This is a genomic window from Streptomyces sp. NPDC002896, from assembly GCF_040295225.1.
Classification (GTDB): domain Bacteria; phylum Actinomycetota; class Actinomycetes; order Streptomycetales; family Streptomycetaceae; genus Streptomyces.
The window spans coordinates 26395-42711 of sequence record NZ_JBEOVA010000002.1 but is presented as its reverse complement, the minus strand read 5'-3'; the positions used below and the strand labels follow the sequence as shown (position 1 = coordinate 42711).

Genomic DNA, 16317 nt, shown 5'->3' with positions numbered 1-16317 from the left:
CTCAGGCTCCCTTCAGGCCGATGCCGAGGTAGTCGAACTCGAAGCCGTGCTCGGCGTAGCCGCGCACCTTCCGCGAGATTCCGACGAGCCGGTCGGCGAACATCGGGGTCATGGCCCCGCCCTTGTCGATGACGAAGGTCTGCGCCTCGCCGTACAGCTCTTGACGCCGCTTGTCGTCGGTCTCGCGGCGGGCCCGGTCGAGCAGCGCGTCGAAGTCCTTGTCCGACCAGGCGGTTTCGTTGTACGAGGACCCGCTGCGGAAGACCTGGGTGAAGAGCTGGTCGACGGGCCGTCCGGTGTACCAGTAGGTGGCCATCAGCGGCTTCTTCATCCAGATCTGCGTGTAGTACGAGTCCGCGGCGGCCGTCTTGACCCGGATACGGATGCCGGCTCGCTTGGCAGAGTCCTGGTATGCGAGGGCCATGGGCGTGAAGATCGGGTCGTACGAGGAGGTGTAGAGGTCGACCGCCAGGCCCTCGTGCCCCGCCTTCTTCAGCAGGTACCGGGCCTTGTCCGGGTCGTGTTGCGGGTGGGCGGCGATGTGGGCCGGGTCGCTGGGCGGGACGGGATTGTCCCAGCCGGCGGTGCCCGCGCCCTGCAGGGCGACCTTCACCACGTACTCGGGGTCGTAGGCGAGCTTCATGGCCTGCCGGACGCGGATGTCGGTGAAGGGCTTTTCCGTGGTGAGCATCGGCAGCACGTACCACTGCGCGTTCTCGACGCGGGCGACGGTGGCCCGGTCCGAGGCGGCGACGACGCGGGCGGTGGCGAAGTCCAGGTTGGTCTGCGAGAGCAGGTCGACCTGCCCGGCGAGAAGGGCGTTGGAACGCGCCTGCATGTCGGCGACGGTGTAGAAGTCGATGGTGTCGAGGACCGGACGGCCCTGCCAGTGGTCCTTGTACGCGGTGATGCGGCCGGGTCCGGCCGGAGTGAAGGACTCCAGCTTGAACGGGCCGGTGCCGATGCCGGTGCGGCCGATGGCGCGGGCACTGCCGTCGGGGATGACGTAGCAGTTGTAGTGCGTGAGGAGGCTCGGGAACTCGGCGTTGGGGGTCTTGAGGGGGACGACGAGGGTGTGGTCGTCGGGGGTGCGCAGCTGCTTGCCGTCGACGAGGGGCGCGAGGACGGCGGCCTGGGGCGATGCGGTCTTCTCGTCCAGGATGTGGCGCAGGGTGTAGGCCGCGTCGGCCGACGTGAGCGGCCGCCCATCGTGGAAGGTGACGCCCCGCCGGATACGGAAGGTCCAGGTCCGGGCCTTGTCGTCGGGCTCCCAGGATTCGGCGAGGTCGGGGGCGAGCTTGCCGTCGGCGTCGATGCGGACGAGCCGGTTGTAGAGGGCGCCCAGGTATTCGTACGCCGACAGGGCGCTCGCCGGGTCGAGCGTCTCGGCCTCGGATGCGGGTGGCCGGGCGATGCGGAGGGCGCCGCCGCGGTCGGGGTCGCCCTTGGCCGTACCGGCGGGCAGAGCGGGGGCGGCCGACGCACCCGTGCATCCGGTGAGCAGCCAGGACGCACCGAGCGACGCGGTGCCCGCCGTGGCCGCGGCAAGGACCGACCGCCGTCCTGGACGGTGGATGTCGGAGATGTACCGATCGCCCTTCCCGTTATTCGTTCAGCGGAACGATTGAGTGAAGTCCGTGAACGATAACGAGGCGATGGTTCTGCGCCAACCCTTGGAGCGCGGAAATTAACCGGGGAAACCGACTCGTTACGCCGGCGTCGGTGACCTGTGGCCCTGGGGGCCTCTCACGACCACATCGGCGTCGCGGTGCCGTCGACTCTGGAGTGCCCCAGCGGAACCACCCCCACGCAGTGCCCGTCCTGGTCGAGCAACCGCCCCATGTGCTTGACCGTCCGCAGGACCACCGACCGGTCCTGGATGTGCAGTCGCGGCAGGCGGCGGGAGAGATGTGCCTCGAAGGCGTGCACGTCGGCCAGGGTGCGGAGCCAGACGTCGATCATCAGGTTGTTCGGGCCTGCGGTGATCGAGCAGGAACGGACCTCGCGTACGTCGGCGAGGACCCGGCTGGTCTCGTCCAGGTACTGGCCGGGCACAGACGCGAAGTACACGGCGGACATCGGCCATCCGGACAGCGGCCGGGCCAGGTCGCAGCGCAGGCTCGCGCGTGAGGCGAGCAGGGACTGGAGTCTGCGGCGCACGGTGGTGAGGCCGGTGTCGGTCTCCGCCGCCAGGTCGCGTATCGACATTCTGCCGTCGGTGCTCAGGAGTTCGACAAGTCGTGCGTCCAGCGAACGTGGCACTGGCTCTCGCGGCGGACCCCGCGGTGGCGAACGTCTCCGTGGCCCCGGGCTCGGTGTCGACCTCGACGATGCCGCTCACGACGATCCGGGAGTCGGACAGCCGAGGGTAGGTGGTCACCCAGGCCAGACCGGCGTCCGCCAGCCGCTGCCAGCGCCGTGCGGCCGTCACCTCGCACGCGCTGCAGGGCCGGCGGGAGGATTTCGGCGGCGGCCGTGGTGAAGAGGCCGACCAGCAGGGTCCCGGCGGGTTCGTTGCGGGTGCGCTCCAGCGCTTTGACGGCCTCGGCCTCCGTGGACAGGATCCTCTCGGCGTGCCGGGCCAGCGTCATCCCGGTATCGGTCAACTCCACCCTGCGCCCGCCCCGCTGAAGCAGCTCCATACCCGTGGCCTTCTCCAGCGCGGCTATCTGCTGGGACACCCCGCCGGGCGTGTACCAACTCGGGCCACTCGGCGACACAGCCCAGCACCTGGGCGGCGAACACCTCGTTCGGCACACCGCTCAGCCCGAAGCCGCCTACCGCCGGCCAGGCGCCGTCCGGCACGTCGGCCACCGCCTCCAGGGCGGTGGCCGGCGCCTTGACCGTCACGCCACGGCCGCTCCGGCGGCCAGGTCGGACGGATGTTGGGCAAGCGGGGTGACGTCGATCTGCATGTACGGGAAGAGCGGGAGGTTCCACAGGATCCGGTGCAGGGCCTCGTTGTCAGCCGTGTCGAAGACGCTGATGTTGGCGTACTGGCCGACGCACCGCCAGATGTGGACCCACTCCCCCGACTTCTGCAGTTCCTGGCAGTACGCCTTCTCGCGCGCCACCAGGTCCGCGCGGACCTCGGGGTCGAGGTCCCGGGGAATGTCGACGTCCATCCGTACCGCGAACAGCATCGTGCATCACGCCTTGTCGAGGACGAAGCCGTAGGTGACCTCGCGGCCGTTGCCGTCGGTCGCCGGGCCGGGGTCGAGGATGAGCTCGGGCTTGACGGCGGAGGCAATGTCGTCGGCGACGTGGCTGCCCCCCTTGAAGTACAACTGGGCCGTGAGCAGTTGATGGCCCGGGGCCGCCACCTTGAGGTGGAGGTGGGCGGGGCGCCACGCGTGCCAGCCCGCGGCGGCGATGAGCTTGCCGCAGGAACCGTCGGTGGGGATCTGGTAGGGCGCGGGCTCCATGGTGTGGATCTTGAAGTTGCCCTGGTCGTCGGCGACGACCGTGCCGCGCAGGTTCCATTCGGGCAGCCCGGGTGCGAACTGGGAGTAGAAGCCGTCGTTGTCGGCGTGCCACATCTCGACCGTGGCGCCTGCCAGCGGGGTTCCGTCCACCGAGGTGATCTGGCCCTGGAAGAGCAGCGGCGTGCCCTCCTCGCCGTCCCTCATGGGAAGGGTCGCTTCGGCCGGAAGACGCGGCGAGTCGGGGATGTAGTACGGGCCCTCGATGGTGCCCTTGCTGCCCTCGCGGTTCTCGTTGGCGACCTCCTCGACGACGTGCTCCAGCCACACGTCGAGGAAGAGCGGCCACTCGCCGTCCTCGCCGACCTGGATGAGCCACGACTTGAGGGCGTCGTACTCGGCGTAGGTGACCTTGTGGCGGCGGATGATGTCGTGGGCGGCGGCGAGGAGTTCGGAGACCAGGGTGTCCACGCGCTTGGTGTCGGCGTCGACAGCCTCCGTCCGCTGCTTGCTGCGGAACTGCTCGGTGGCGGCGGCTCCGGACGCGGCCGCGGTGGCCTGCTCGACCTGCTCGGTGATGGTGTCGGTCATGGTCTGTCCGTCCCTTGGATGTGTGTCAGCGGTCCTGCCGGTAGCGGGCCAGCTTGTCGGGGTCGATGTCGATGCCGAGTCCGGCGCCCTCGCGGATGCGCAGGGTGCCGTTCTCGATGGTCAGCGGCTCGGTGAGGAGGTCGTCGGTCATGTCGAGGAAGTTCGACAGCTCGCCGGCGTGCAGAGAGGTCGTCCGGTGGGCGGCGCCGAAGGCGACCGTGCACAAGGTGCCGATCTGGCCGTCGATCTGATTGCCCATCACCACCTCCACGCCCAGTCCCTCGCACTCGTGCAGCACGCGCTGGGAGGCGGTGAAGCCGGTACGGGCGGTCTTGATGCTGATGGCGGTGGCGGATCCGCCGAGGAGTTCGCGGGTGACCTCGGCGGCCCGGGTGGCGCTCTCGTCGGCGATGAAGGGGACCGGGCTCTGCGCGACCAGCCAGCGCCGCCCCAGTACGTCGTCGGCGGGGCAGAGTTCCTCGGCGAAGGTCAGGCCGAGGTCGGCCATCTCGCGCAGGGCGCGGGCGGAGTCGGATGCGCTCCAGCCGCGGTTGCCGTCGATGTAGAGCTCCACGTCCGGGCCGAGGGCTTCCCTGAGCGCGCGGCAGGCCGCCACGTCGTCGCCGTACGGCTGCCGTCCGACCTTCACTTTGAAGGTGGTGATGCCGTACGTGTCGCGGATGCGTTCGGCCTCGGCGACCATGCGGTCGGCGGGCGCGAACCCGACCATGTGGCTCACCCGCATCCGGTCGGTGTAGCCGCCGAGCAGCCCGGATACCGACATGCCGGCGGCCTGGCCGAGTATGTCCCACAGGGCCATGTCGATGGCCGCCTTGGCGGTCGGGTTGCCGACAGTCCGGTCGAGCTTCTCGTGGACGGCCTCACGCTCCAGCGGCGTCAGGCCCATGATCTGCGGCGCGAAGATCTTGTCGATCACCGCGACGATGGACTCCTGGGTCTCGCCGTACGTGTACGGGCGGGGCGGCGCCTCCGCTGTCCCCATCAGGCCCTCGTCCGTATGCACCCGCACCAGGACGTGGTCGGCGGTGTGCACCTCACCGCTGGCGAATTTCAGCGGTTTCGCGTAGGGAATGGCAAAGGGAATTGCCTCCACCTTGACGATTTTCATGCCACTCCTCCGTGCCTTTCGAGAAACATGTCGTTCTGCTCCAGCACCCTCAGGAGATTCCGCAACAGCGGTGAGTCGTCGTCCTCGCGCCAGGCCAGGTCCAGGCGTACGGACAGGGCGTCCTCGATCTCCTTGCACAGCACTCCCTCGCGGGGCGCGGAGCGGATCGAGTCGGGGAGGACGGCCACGCCGAGCCCCGCGGCCACCAGCGCCAGGGCGGCCGAGGTCTCGGTGACCTCGTACGCGCGGTGCGGATAGAAGCTGGCGGCGAGGCAGCTGCGTACGACCGTGTCGTTGACGACGGAGCCGAGCGCGGCGCCGTACATGACGAAGTCCTCGTGCCGCAGCTGCTCCACGCGGACGGAGTCCGCCTCGGCGAGCCAGTGCTGCTCCGGCACGGCCACGATGAGCGGTTCGGAGGCGATGGTGCGGTGGGCGATGCCGTCCTGCCGGACCGGCGGGCGCAGGACGCCGACGTCGAGACGCCTCTCGACCAGCCCCGCTTCCTGGGCGGGTGTGAGCATCTCGGTGTGCACCTCCAGCATCACGTGCGGCATCTCGCGCTTCACCAGCCGTGCCAGCGCGGGCAGTTGTCGGTACGAGGCGGAACCCGTCAGGCCGATCCGCAGCACCCCCTCCACCCCGGACGCGAAGCGCGCGACCCTGGCCACCGCTTCGTCGACGGCCTTGAGGATCCGCTCCGCATCGGTGCGGAACACCTCGCCGGCGCCGGTCAGGGCGACCTGCCGGGTGGTGCGGGTGAACAGCTCCACGCCCAGTTCCGACTCGAGGCGGCGTATCGCCTGGGAGAGCGGGGGCTGGGCCATGTGCAGACGTTCCGCGGCCTTTCCGAAATGACGTGTCTCGGCGACGGCCACGAAATAGCGAAGGTGCCTGAGCTCCATCGGGTTGCCCCTTTCCTGTTCCAGGGGCCCTCGAATGCCCCTCAGCGTAGGGAGCGATCCCCATACACCACAAATACCTGGTCGGAGGTTATTGAGACGCCGGAGATATCAGTACCCCCCTGGGTCAACCCTGGGGAAATGTCTGGGGCCGACCCTTCACCGCGCTGCCATGGTGCTGAAAAGCGGCCGTAACACGCCGTTGGGGCCGGCCGAAGGGACCGGTCGGCCGACACGAATCGCGGACACGAATCGGAGGGACGGACCATGGCCGAAGCCCAGAGCCGTGCGCGGGCCATCCTCGAAGACGCCCTTGTGGAGGATCCGGACGGCGGTGTGTACCGGGTCAGCCGGAGCATCTTCACCGACGAGGAGCTCTTCGAGCTGGAGATGAAGCACATCTTCGAGGGCAACTGGGTCTATCTCGCGCACGAGAGCCAGATCCCGGAGATCGGGGACTACTTCACGACGTACATCGGCCGCCAGCCGGTCGTCATCTCCCGGGACAAGCAAGGCGAGTTGCACTGCCTGATCAATGCGTGCAGCCACCGCGGAGCGATGCTCTGCCGCCGCAAGACCGACAACCGCACCACGTTCACGTGCCCGTTCCACGGGTGGACGTTCCGCAACGACGGCCGGCTGCTGAAGGTGAAGGACCCGCGGGAGGCCGGCTACCCGGAGCAGTTCAACACCGACGGCTCGCACGACCTGACCAGGGTCGCCCGGTTCGAGAGCTACCGGGGCTTCCTCTTCGGCAGCCTCAACCCGGACGTCAAGCCCCTCACCGAGCACCTGGGCGACGCGGCGGTCGTCATCGACATGATCGTCGACCAGTCGCCTGATGGCCTGGAGGTGCTGCGCGGCTCGTCCACGTACCACTACGACGGCAACTGGAAGCTGCAGGCGGAGAACGGCGCCGACGGCTACCACGTCTCCGCGACCCACTGGAACTACGCGGCCACCCAGGCCCGCCGGACGTCCGGCGAGTCGAAGAACGACACCAAGACGATGGACGCGGGCGGCTGGTCCAAGCAGCAGGGCGGCTTCTACTCCTTCGACCACGGTCATCTGCTGCTGTGGACCAAGTGGCTCGACCCCGCCAACCGGCCCCTCCACGAGAAGCGCGACGAACTGGCGGCCGAGTTCGGCGAGGAGAAGGCCGACTGGATGATCGGCGTCTCCCGCAACCTGTGCCTCTACCCCAACCTCTATCTGATGGACCAGTTCAGCTCGCAGATACGGCACTTCAGGCCCGTCTCCGTCGACAGGACCGAGGTCACCATCTACTGCATCGCCCCCAAGGGCGAGCCGGCCGACGCCCGTGCCCGCCGCATCCGGCAGTACGAGGACTTCTTCAACGCCACCGGCATGGCGACCCCCGACGACCTGGAGGAGTTCCGCTCCTGCCAGAAGACGTATCTGGCAGGCACCGCCCGCTGGAACGACGTGAGCCGTGGCGCCGTGCACCAGATCGACGGCCCGGACGAGGACGCCAAGAAGATCGGCATCAACCCGATCGCCAGCGGCGTGCGCACGGAGGACGAGGGGCTCTACCCCATCCAGCACGGGTACTGGCTCGAGACCATGCGCAAGGCCCTGGAGGAGGCGAAGTGACCACGGCGACCGAGACCACCGGCGCATCCGGCACCGTCACGCTGGAGGGCATCCGCCAGTTCCTCTACCACGAGGCCCGCCACCTCGACGACCGCGAGTTCGAGAAGTGGCTGGAGTGCTACCACCCGGACGCCGAGTTCTGGATGCCCGCCTGGGCGGACGACGACGGGCTCACCACCGATCCGCAGCGCGAGATCTCGCTGATCTACTACCCGAACCGGGCGGGCCTGGAGGACCGGGTCTTCCGCATCCGCACCGACCGCTCCAGCGCGACGAGCCTGCCCGAGCCGCGCACCGGCCACAACATCACCAACGTCGAGATCACCGGCCGCGACGGCGACGCGGTGGACGTGCGCTTCAACTGGTTCACGCTCTACTACCGCTACCAGACCGTCGACACGTACTTCGGCACGTCCTTCTACCGGCTCGACCTCTCAGGACCCGAGCCGCTGATCACCCGCAAGAAGGTCGTCCTCAAGAACGACTACGTGCACCACGTCGTCGACATCTACCACGTCTGAGCCGGCCACCCCGCGTCCTGAAACGACGCCCCTTAAACGACGCCCCTTCTTGAAATGAGCACCAGTATGCCCTTCCAGGTCGCCCTGAACTTCGAGGACGGCATCACCCGGTTCGTCGAGTGCCGTCCCGACGAGACCGTTGCCGAGGCCTCGTACAAGGCCCGTATCAACATCCCCCTCGACTGCCGCGACGGCGCCTGCGGCACCTGCAAGTCGCTGTGCGAATCGGGGCGTTACGACGGCGGGGACTACATCGACGAGGCGCTGACCGACGACGAGGCGGCGCTCGGCTACTGCCTGCCGTGCCAGATGACGCCGCAGAGCGACCTCGTGCTGCGCATCCCCTCCTCCTCCGCCGCGGCCAAGACCGCCGCGGCCACGCACACCGCCACCCTCGCCGGGCTCACCCACCACTCCCCCACCACGGTCGAGTTCACGCTGGATGTCGACGACCGGGACGCGCTGGACTTCCTGCCCGGCCAGTACGTCAACATCGCCGTCCCCGGGACGGACCAGGCCCGCTCGTACTCCTTCAGCTCCGGCCCCGACCAGCACCGGGTGTCGTTCCTCGTGCGCATCGTCGAGGGCGGCGCGATGTCCGGCTACCTCACCGAGCGCGCCCGGGTCGGCGACCGCATCGAGTTCACCGGCCCGATGGGCGGCTTCTACCTGCGTGAACTCGCCCGGCCCGCCCTGCTGTTGGCGGGCGGCACCGGCCTCGCACCCCTGCTGTCGATGCTGGAGGACCTCACCCAGAAGCCGCCCGCTCACCCGGTCCACTGCTTTACGGCGTCACCACCGACCAGGACCTGGTCCACCTCGACACCCTCGAGGACTACGCGAAGGTCATCCCCGGCTTCACCTTCGACCACTGCGTTGCCGACCCGTCGAGCAGCGCCCGCAACAAGGGCTATGTGACCGGGCTGATGGACACCGGCGCCCTCCACGACGGCGATGCGGACGTCTACCTGTGCGGGCCGCCGGCCATGGTGGAGGCGGTCCGCGGCCACATCACGACCCTCGGCGCCGGCCCGGCGAGCTTCCACTACGAGAAGTTCACGCCGGCCGCCGTCCGCGAGACTCTGGAGGCGGCGTGAGCGTGCAGGTCGACCGGTTCGCCGGGAAGAAGGTCGTGGTCACGGGCGCGGCGCAGGGCATTGGTCGCACGGTCGCGCGCCGGCTGGCGGCGGAGTCCGCGGACGTCGTCCTGATCGATCGCGCCGAGACGGTCCGGGAAGCAGCCGACGACCTCAAGGCCCATGCCGTCCTCGCCGACCTCGAAACGTACGAGGGTGCGCAGTCCGCGATCACGGAAGCCCTGGAGCGGCTCGGCCGGATCGACGTCCTCGTCAACAACGTGGGCGGCACCATCTGGGCCAAGCCCTACGAGCACTACGCGCCCGACGAGATCCGGGCGGAGATCCAGCGTTCCCTCTTCCCGACGCTGTGGACCTGCCGGGCCGTCCTGCCCCACCTGATCGAACGGCGCTCCGGCACCATCGTCAACGTCTCCTCGGTGGCCACCCGCGGCATCAACCGCATCCCCTACGCGGCGGCCAAGGGCGGCATCAACGCCCTCACCGCCTCACTCGCGCTGGAGACCGCCCCGTACGGGATCCGTGTCGTGGCCACCGCACCCGGCGGCACCGACGCGCCCGCTCGCCGCGTCGCCCGGGGACCCGCGCCGGGGACGGACCAGGAGAAGGCCTGGTACCAGCAGATCGTCGACCAGACCGTCGCCTCGTCCCTGATGAAGCGGTACGGCTCGCTGGACGAGCAGGCTGCGGCGATCGCCTTCCTGGCCTCCGACGAGGCGTCGTACATCACCGGCACGGTCCTCCCGGTGGCCGGCGGGGACCTCGGCTGAGTCGGTTCGGCGGCATTGTCGGCGTGACCCTCCCGGGCGCCGGCGTCCCACATCGCTGAACGCGCCAGGGACGCCCGTCGGCGGCGGTGTTAGCGTGCTGGCACATGAATGACGGCCCTGAGCAGCAACGACGCCTGATCGGGCGGGCCGGCGAGGTCGCCGCGCTGACCCGTGCGATCGGTGCCGCCTGCGCGGGCCGCCCCTCGATGGTGCTCGTCGAGGGGCCCGCGGGCATCGGCAAGACGGCCCTCGTCGAGCACGTGCTGCGGACGCGGCAGACGGATGCCGGTGCGACGGTGCCGCGGGTGCTGCGTGTCGCCGGGGTGTCCTGGGAGTCCGCGCTGCCGTTGGGGATCGCGGAGCAGCTCGTGCGGGCCGGTCTCGTACGAGCCGAGGTGGCCGGAAGCGCCGGTCTGTCAGATTCCGCCTCACCCGAGGCGGTGCTGGACATGGGCCGTTTCCTGCACGGCCGCATGGCCGCCCGGCAGGAGCAGGAGCCTCTCGTCGTCATCGTCGACGACGCCCACTGGGCCGACGTGGAGAGCCTGCGCGCGATCCGGTCCGCGATCCGCAGGATGTCGGACGAGAGGGTGCTCGTCATCCTGATCGCGCGTGACGAGCCGCACGAGTTGTACGAAGTGAGGCAGGCGCACGACGAGCCGCCCCTCTCGGTCCTGCGGACCCTGGAGTTCCTCGACGGCTGCCGGGATGACAACGCCGTACGACCGGCGCCGCTGACGCCCGAGGACACCAGGACGCTGGCCCGCGAGGCCTGCGGCGTCACCCTGGACCTCCCCGCGGCCCGGCACCTGTGCCGCCACACCCTGGGCAGTCCCCGCCACATCACGCAGCTGCTGCGCGAACTCCCGCGTGAGACCTGGCTGGACTGGCGGCCCGAGCTGCCTGCTCCCGCCCGTTACGCCTCGGCCGTCCGGCACCGGCTCGCCCAGTGCGGCACGGCCGCCCGGAACCTGGTGGCCGCCTGCTCCGTCCTGGGAGACGACGCGTCGCTCGCCGAAGCCGCGGAGCTGGCTTCCGTCGACGATCCGCTGCCCGCCGTGGACGAGGCGCGGGCGGCTGGCCTGCTGACCGCCGCCATCGACCCCGGTCGCATGCTGCTGTCCTTCACCCATCCGCTGGTCCGGTCCTCCGTGCTCTCCGCCATCGACCTGACGCGCCGTGCCGAGCTGCACCGCCGGGCGGCAGCGGTCATCGAGGACCGGGGCCGGCAGCTGGCCCACCGGGTGGCCGCCACCAGCGCGGCCGACGCACTGCTGGCGGAGGAACTCGACCGGTACGCGGCCGAGCGCGCGTCCGCCGGCGAATGGGCCGCCGTGGCCGACACCCTGGTCCGGGCCAGCCGGCTGAGTCCCGCCCGCGCAGCCCGCGAGGACCGGCTGCTGCGTGCCGTCGACGCCATGATCGGTGCCGGAGACGTGCCGCAGGCCGCCCTCTTCGCGGCGGAGCTGGAGAGTTTCCCGGCCGGCACTCTGCGCGACCTGGTGCTCGGCTATCTGGCCATCGTGCGCGGACGCCCGTCGGAGGCCGAGACGTTCCTGGCCCAGGCCTCGCAGCGCTGCGACGCGGAAGCCCATCCGGATCTGATGGCGAAGATCTGCCAGCGGCGTGTGCTGCACGCCCTCGGGCGCTGGGACGCACGCGATCTCGTCACGTGGGCGCGGCGTGCCGTCGAACTGGCGGCTCCGGGCGACCCGTCCGCCATCGAGTCGGAAGCCATCCTCGGCCTCGGCCTGGCCGCGGCAGGCCACCCCGAGGAGGCCGTACCCGCTTACGAGACAGCCGCGGCCAAACTGCCCGGAGGCGCCCAGCCCCAGCGCTTCCAGCTCGGCCGCGGCTGGGTGGATCTCGCCCTGGACACCCCGGAAGCCGCACGCCAAAGACTCGAAGCCGCCGTTCCCACCGGCTACCGGATGGGATCCACCCGTATCTCCCTGTGGGCGCAGGGATGGCTTGCCCGCACCCAGTTCGCGCTGGGGGCCTGGCCCGAGGCCATCGAGACCGTGCAGCGGGCCGCCGCCCGTATCGCCGAGGTCCGCATCGAACTCGTCCGTCCCCTGGCGCACTGGACCGGAGCCCAGATCCACGCCCTGCGCGGCGACTGGGACACGGCCGAACACCATCTCAACGAGGGCGCCGCCGACCTCCACCACTACGAGGTCATGCTGGTCCCGTCCTGCCTCGCACGCGCCCAGGTCGCCGAGGCACGCGGCGACTACGGACGCGTGATCGAGGCCCTGTCGCCCGTGGTCCAGCTGCCTCTGCCCGCACGGGAGTCCGTCGACGAGCCGGGCTTCTGGCCCTGGCCGGACGTGTACGCCAACGCCCTGGTGATGACCGGCCGCCTCGACGACGCCGACGCCTTCCTCACGCCGTACGAGCAGCTGGCCGGGCGTCGCGGCCACCGCTCCGCCATGGCCCGGCTCGGTCTGGCCCGAGGACGCCTCACCGCCGCCCGGGGCGACATGGACACCGCCCGCAAGGACTTCGAGCAGGCCCTCGCGCACCTGGAGCAGCTGCCTCTGCCGTACGACCGCGCCCGGGTGAACTTCGCCTACGGCCAGACCCTGCGCCGCGCCGGCAAGCGCCGTGAGGCCGACACCGTCCTCAGCAACGCCCGCGACGCCTACCTCGCCCTCGGCGCCCGGACCTACGTGGAACGGTGCGACCGCGAACTCAAGGCAGGCGGCCTGCACACCAGCCGCGTCGCTCCCGGTCTGTCCAGGCTCACCCCTCAGGAACAGGCCGTCGCCCAGCTCGTCGCCTCGGGAGCAAGCAACAAGCAGACGGCGTCCGAGCTGTACATCTCCGTCAAAACGGTGCAGTACCACCTGACCCACATCTACTCGAAGCTCGGCATCCGCTCCCGCAGCGAACTGGCGGCGCGGTTCAGGGACGTACCGAACGAGCCGCCCACCGGATGATCGGGTCACGCTCAGCGCCGGCGTGCAACTGTCTCAACCGCCCGCAGCGTGTCACTGTTTGACGGGTTGACGAGTGTCACGACACGGGGACGACGGGGAAGGTGACACGGAATGACCGGGATGGGGATCCGGCCGCTCGGCGGTGACGACCCGCAGCAGCTCGGCACGTACCTGCTGTTGAGGCGGATCGCCTCGGGGGGCATGGGGCGGATCTATCTGGCGCGGGCCGCGGACGGTTCGCTCGTCGCGGTCAAGACGCTGCTCGCCGAGGGCGTCGTGAGTGACACCGACCGGCGGCGGTTCGCCCGCGAGGTGACGCTGGCCCGGCGGATCGACACCGCCTATACGGCCAGGGTGCTGGGCGCCGACCCGGACGCCGAGAGGCCCTGGATGGCCATCGAGTACATACCGGCGCCCTCGCTGTCCGAACTCGTCCGGCAGGCAGGGAAGTTGCCCGGCTCGGCGGTTCGCTGGATCGCGGCGGGTACCGCCCAGGCCCTGGTCGCCCTGCACGGCGAGGGCATCGTCCACCGGGACGTCAAACCACAGAACATCCTGCTGCCGCTGGCCGGGCCCCGCCTCATCGACTTCGGCATCTCGCACGCCAACGACATCACGCGTACATCGCTGACGCTGGGCACGATCGCCTTCACCTCTCCGGAGCAGGCGCGCGCCGAGCCGTCCACCGAGGCGTCCGACGTGTACTCGCTGGGCGCGACGCTCTTCCATCTCGCCGTCGGCCGTCCGCCCTACCCCGAGAGCGACGACACGATCCGGCTGCTGACCCGCGTACAGCGCGGTGACGTCGACCTGACCGGGCTGCCCAAGGAGCTGGCGCCGCTGATCCGCCCGTGCCTGGCGGGCGATCCGGCCCAGCGGCCCGAACTCGCCGACGTACTGCGGGGCTTCCTGGCCGAGCTCGACCGGCTCCCCACCTCCCGGCATGGTGACCGCTGGCTGCCACAGCGCTGGACGACCCTGATCGAGGAGTACGAGGCTCAGGGACGGGCACTGCGCAGCGAGGCTCCCGCGGGCGAAGAGCCGACGCGGCAGGTGCCGCCGCCGGGGCCCACCCGCGTCTACACCGAGGAGCGGGCAGCGCGCGAGGAGCAGGCGGAGCGGGCCCGCGCCGAGTGGGAACGGGAGGCGCGCGAGTCCCGGGAGCGACAGGCACGTGAGGCACGGCAACGCCGGGAGGAGGAGATCCGCAAGCGGGCGGAGGCCAGGACCAGGGCGGACGGAAGAGCGAGGGCGAATGCCAGTGCCCAGGCAGAGGCCAGGGCGCAGGAGGAGGCCAGAGCCCGGACAGAAGCCAAGGAACAGGCGAAGAGGCAGCGCCAGGAGCATGCGGCGCGACAGCGCGCCGAAGAGGCACAGCGGGCGCGAGCAACGGCGCAGTCCACCGCGTCCTCGGCGTCCCGGTCGTCGGCCGCGGGCACCCGGCAGTCCACCGGCTCCTCGTCGTCCAGCGGCTTCTTCTGGGTGATCGCGGTGGTCGTCGCGTTCGTGCTCTTCGTGTGGCAGCCGTGGAAGGCCGACGACGCGTCCGGCTCGTCGACGAGCGCTTCGTCGAGCGGCGCGACGAGCGGCTCGTACACGAGCGGGGGGACCGGCACCAGCGGGGGAACCGGCACGACCGGGGACACCGATACGAGCGAGGAAACCGATACGGAGCCCACGCCCGTCGCGTCCCGCACCCCCGACCCGATCGACCAGGCCTTCGCTGCCGTACGGACCGGGGACTGCCTCGACGTGTACGAGAACGGCTACGGCGCGTGGAGCCGGACGGCGCCGGTGAAGGTCGGCTGCGGCGCGGCCGACGCCTACGTGCGCGTACAGGCGGCGCGCGACTACTCGACCACCTGCCCCGCCGGCGGCGGACGCGGCAGCTGGAGGCACGTCGCCGACGACGCGTCGACCACCACGCTGTGCGTGGAGCGGCAGTTCCGCACAGGCCAGTGCTTCCTGGCCAAGGCCAACGGCAAGCATCCGGGGGGCGCGAACCTGCTCACCATGTGGAACTGCAACGCCGACAAGGTGCCGAAGGAGTTCAACTACATCATGCAGATCACCGCCATCCTGTCGTCCTCGGCGGGCACGAACGCCTGCCCCACCGACCCCGGCTTCTATGGCTACTCATGGGACGTCTATGACGGCAGCACCATGATCTGCGCCAAAGTCGCCTGACGCGCGGGGCGGCACAGCGGACGGCAGTGGATGACGTCGCGGCGGGCACGGCACGGGCCGACGACGCATACTGAACTGCGTGTCCGGCAGGGACTGGGTGCTGCACGTCGATCTCGACCAGTTCATCGCCGCCGTGGAGGTGGCTCGCCGACCCGAGTTGCGTGGACGGCCGGTGGTGGTCGGCGGCTCCGGCGACCCCACCCAGCGAGGGGTGGTGGCCACGGCCTCCTACGAGGCGCGCGAGTTCGGCATCCAATCCGGTATGCCACTGCGTACCGCGGCCAAGCGCTGCCCCGAAGCGGTGTTCCTGCCCTCGGATCCACCGGCCTACCAACGGGTCTCCGAGCAGTTCATGGCCACGCTGCGCCGGTTCCCGGTGGTCGTCGAGGAGCTCGGCTGGGACGAGGCGTTCCTTGGGGTCCGCACCGACGATCCCGAGGCCATGGCTGCACAGATACGCGAGGCCGTGCGGGTCGCGACGGGACTGTCCTGCTCGGTGGGCGTCGGCGACAACAAGCTCCGGGCCAAGCTGGCCACCGGGTTCGCCAAGCCCGCCGGTACCTACCGCCTCACCCGGGACAACTGGGCGGCCGTCATGGCGGAGCGGCCGACCGACGCGCTGTGGGGCATCGGACGCAAGACCGCGAGACGGCTGGCCGAGGCGGGCCTGCTCACCGTCGCCCAGCTGGCCAGGGCCGATCCGGACGAGCTCGCCGGGCGGTTCGGCCCGGTGCAGGGGCCATGGTACCGGATGCTCGCACTGGGTGCAGGTGAGACCGAGGTCAGTGGCGCTCCCTACGTTCCGCGCTCGCGCAGCCGAGAGATCACCTTCCAGCACGACCTGACCGACCGCTCGGAGATCGCCGAACACGTCGCCGCCTTGGCCAGACGCGTGGCACGGGATGTGGCCGACGAAGGCCGCCCGGCACAGCGCGTCGCGGTGAAGGTGCGCTACGCGCCTTTCCTCACGCAGACCCACGGCATCCCCCTGCCCACGCCGACCAGCGACCCCGCCGAGATCGAACGCGCGGCGCTGGCCGTGCTGGAGCTGTTCGAGCGCGACCGACCCGTACGCCTCCTTGGCGTGCGCGCCGAATTCCGCGAGACCTAGGACAAGTCGTCCACGAGCGCTGAGCCACTCG

General features: G+C 70.3%; 15 protein-coding genes and 2 pseudogenes. 9 read left to right on the top strand and 8 right to left on the bottom strand.

Annotated elements, in window-relative coordinates; translation table 11 throughout:
- Nucleotide 1: 1 nt before the first annotated feature.
- Entirely contained in the window at nt 2-1315 is a 1314-nt protein-coding gene (locus ABT009_RS02475; protein ID WP_351289498.1) for an ABC transporter substrate-binding protein, read from the bottom strand.
- 431 nt (nt 1316-1746) lie between these two features.
- Nucleotides 1747-2208 carry an Lrp/AsnC family transcriptional regulator gene (locus ABT009_RS02470; protein ID WP_351288698.1) on the bottom strand — a complete coding sequence of 154 codons (462 nt, stop codon included), beginning with the start codon at nt 2206-2208 and terminating at the stop codon, nt 1747-1749.
- 32 nt (nt 2209-2240) lie between these two features.
- On the opposite strand from ABT009_RS02470, the gene ABT009_RS02465 reads away from it, so the two are divergent.
- On the top strand, nt 2241-2372 hold the full coding sequence (locus ABT009_RS02465; protein ID WP_351289564.1) for a hypothetical protein: 132 nt from the start codon (nt 2241-2243) through the stop codon (nt 2370-2372).
- 231 nt (nt 2373-2603) lie between these two features.
- On the opposite strand, the pseudogene ABT009_RS02460 reads toward ABT009_RS02465, so the two are convergent.
- The 6 genes and pseudogenes from ABT009_RS02460 to ABT009_RS02435 form a co-directional block, all read right to left on the bottom strand.
- A pseudogene (locus ABT009_RS02460) lies at nt 2604-2681 on the bottom strand (LysR family transcriptional regulator); the annotation flags it as partial.
- 52 nt (nt 2682-2733) lie between these two features.
- Nucleotides 2734-2850 (bottom strand): annotated as a pseudogene (locus ABT009_RS02455) (succinyl-CoA--3-ketoacid-CoA transferase); the annotation flags it as partial.
- Nucleotides 2847-3143: a muconolactone Delta-isomerase gene (gene catC, locus ABT009_RS02450; RefSeq protein WP_351288696.1), complete on the bottom strand. Its 297-nt coding sequence runs from the start codon at nt 3141-3143 to the stop codon at nt 2847-2849. The gene catC and the pseudogene ABT009_RS02455, both read right to left, overlap by 4 nt.
- A 6-nt stretch (nt 3144-3149) precedes the next feature.
- Nucleotides 3150-4013, bottom strand: coding sequence for a catechol 1,2-dioxygenase (gene catA, locus ABT009_RS02445; RefSeq protein ID WP_351288694.1), 864 nt, complete (start codon nt 4011-4013; stop codon nt 3150-3152).
- 25 nt (nt 4014-4038) lie between these two features.
- Nucleotides 4039-5142 (bottom strand): mandelate racemase/muconate lactonizing enzyme family protein, encoded by a 1104-nt coding sequence (locus ABT009_RS02440; protein WP_351288692.1) that lies wholly within the window; start codon nt 5140-5142, stop codon nt 4039-4041.
- Entirely contained in the window at nt 5139-6047 is a 909-nt protein-coding gene (locus ABT009_RS02435; RefSeq protein WP_351288690.1) for a LysR substrate-binding domain-containing protein, read from the bottom strand. The genes ABT009_RS02440 and ABT009_RS02435 overlap by 4 nt, the downstream gene beginning before the upstream one ends.
- Before the next feature lie 264 nt (nt 6048-6311).
- Here ABT009_RS02435 and benA point away from each other — a divergent pair, with 264 nt between their 5' ends.
- The 8 genes from benA to ABT009_RS02395 all read left to right on the top strand — a co-directional run bounded on the left by benA (nt 6312) and on the right by ABT009_RS02395 (nt 16286).
- Complete coding sequence (benA, locus tag ABT009_RS02430) at nt 6312-7658, top strand: benzoate 1,2-dioxygenase large subunit (protein ID WP_351288688.1); 1347 nt, start codon at nt 6312-6314, stop codon at nt 7656-7658.
- Nucleotides 7655-8179: a benzoate 1,2-dioxygenase small subunit gene (gene benB / locus ABT009_RS02425; RefSeq protein WP_351288686.1), complete on the top strand. Its 525-nt coding sequence runs from the start codon at nt 7655-7657 to the stop codon at nt 8177-8179. Before benA ends, benB begins: the two co-directional genes overlap by 4 nt.
- 54 nt (nt 8180-8233) lie before the next feature.
- Nucleotides 8234-9097, top strand: a complete 864-nt coding sequence (locus ABT009_RS02420; protein ID WP_351288684.1) for an FAD-binding oxidoreductase — start codon at nt 8234-8236, stop codon at nt 9095-9097.
- Nucleotides 8989-9276, top strand: a complete 288-nt coding sequence (locus ABT009_RS02415) for a hypothetical protein (protein WP_351289496.1) — start codon at nt 8989-8991, stop codon at nt 9274-9276. Before ABT009_RS02420 ends, ABT009_RS02415 begins: the two co-directional genes overlap by 109 nt.
- A complete protein-coding gene (locus ABT009_RS02410) occupies nt 9273-10046 on the top strand; it encodes a 1,6-dihydroxycyclohexa-2,4-diene-1-carboxylate dehydrogenase (protein WP_351288682.1) in 774 nt (257 codons plus the stop codon). The genes ABT009_RS02415 and ABT009_RS02410 overlap by 4 nt, the downstream gene beginning before the upstream one ends.
- A gap of 104 nt (nt 10047-10150) precedes the next feature.
- The gene (locus ABT009_RS02405) at nt 10151-12988 is read left to right on the top strand and encodes a helix-turn-helix transcriptional regulator (RefSeq protein WP_351288680.1); all 2838 of its coding nucleotides are present in this window, start codon (nt 10151-10153) and stop codon (nt 12986-12988) included.
- Nucleotides 12989-13099: 111 nt separating this feature from the next.
- Nucleotides 13100-15175 carry a serine/threonine-protein kinase gene (locus tag ABT009_RS02400; protein WP_351288678.1) on the top strand — a complete coding sequence of 692 codons (2076 nt, stop codon included), beginning with the start codon at nt 13100-13102 and terminating at the stop codon, nt 15173-15175.
- Between the two features lie 79 nt (nt 15176-15254).
- Nucleotides 15255-16286, top strand: coding sequence for a DNA polymerase IV (locus ABT009_RS02395; RefSeq protein WP_351288676.1), 1032 nt, complete (start codon nt 15255-15257; stop codon nt 16284-16286).
- Nucleotides 16287-16317 lie beyond the last annotated feature (31 nt).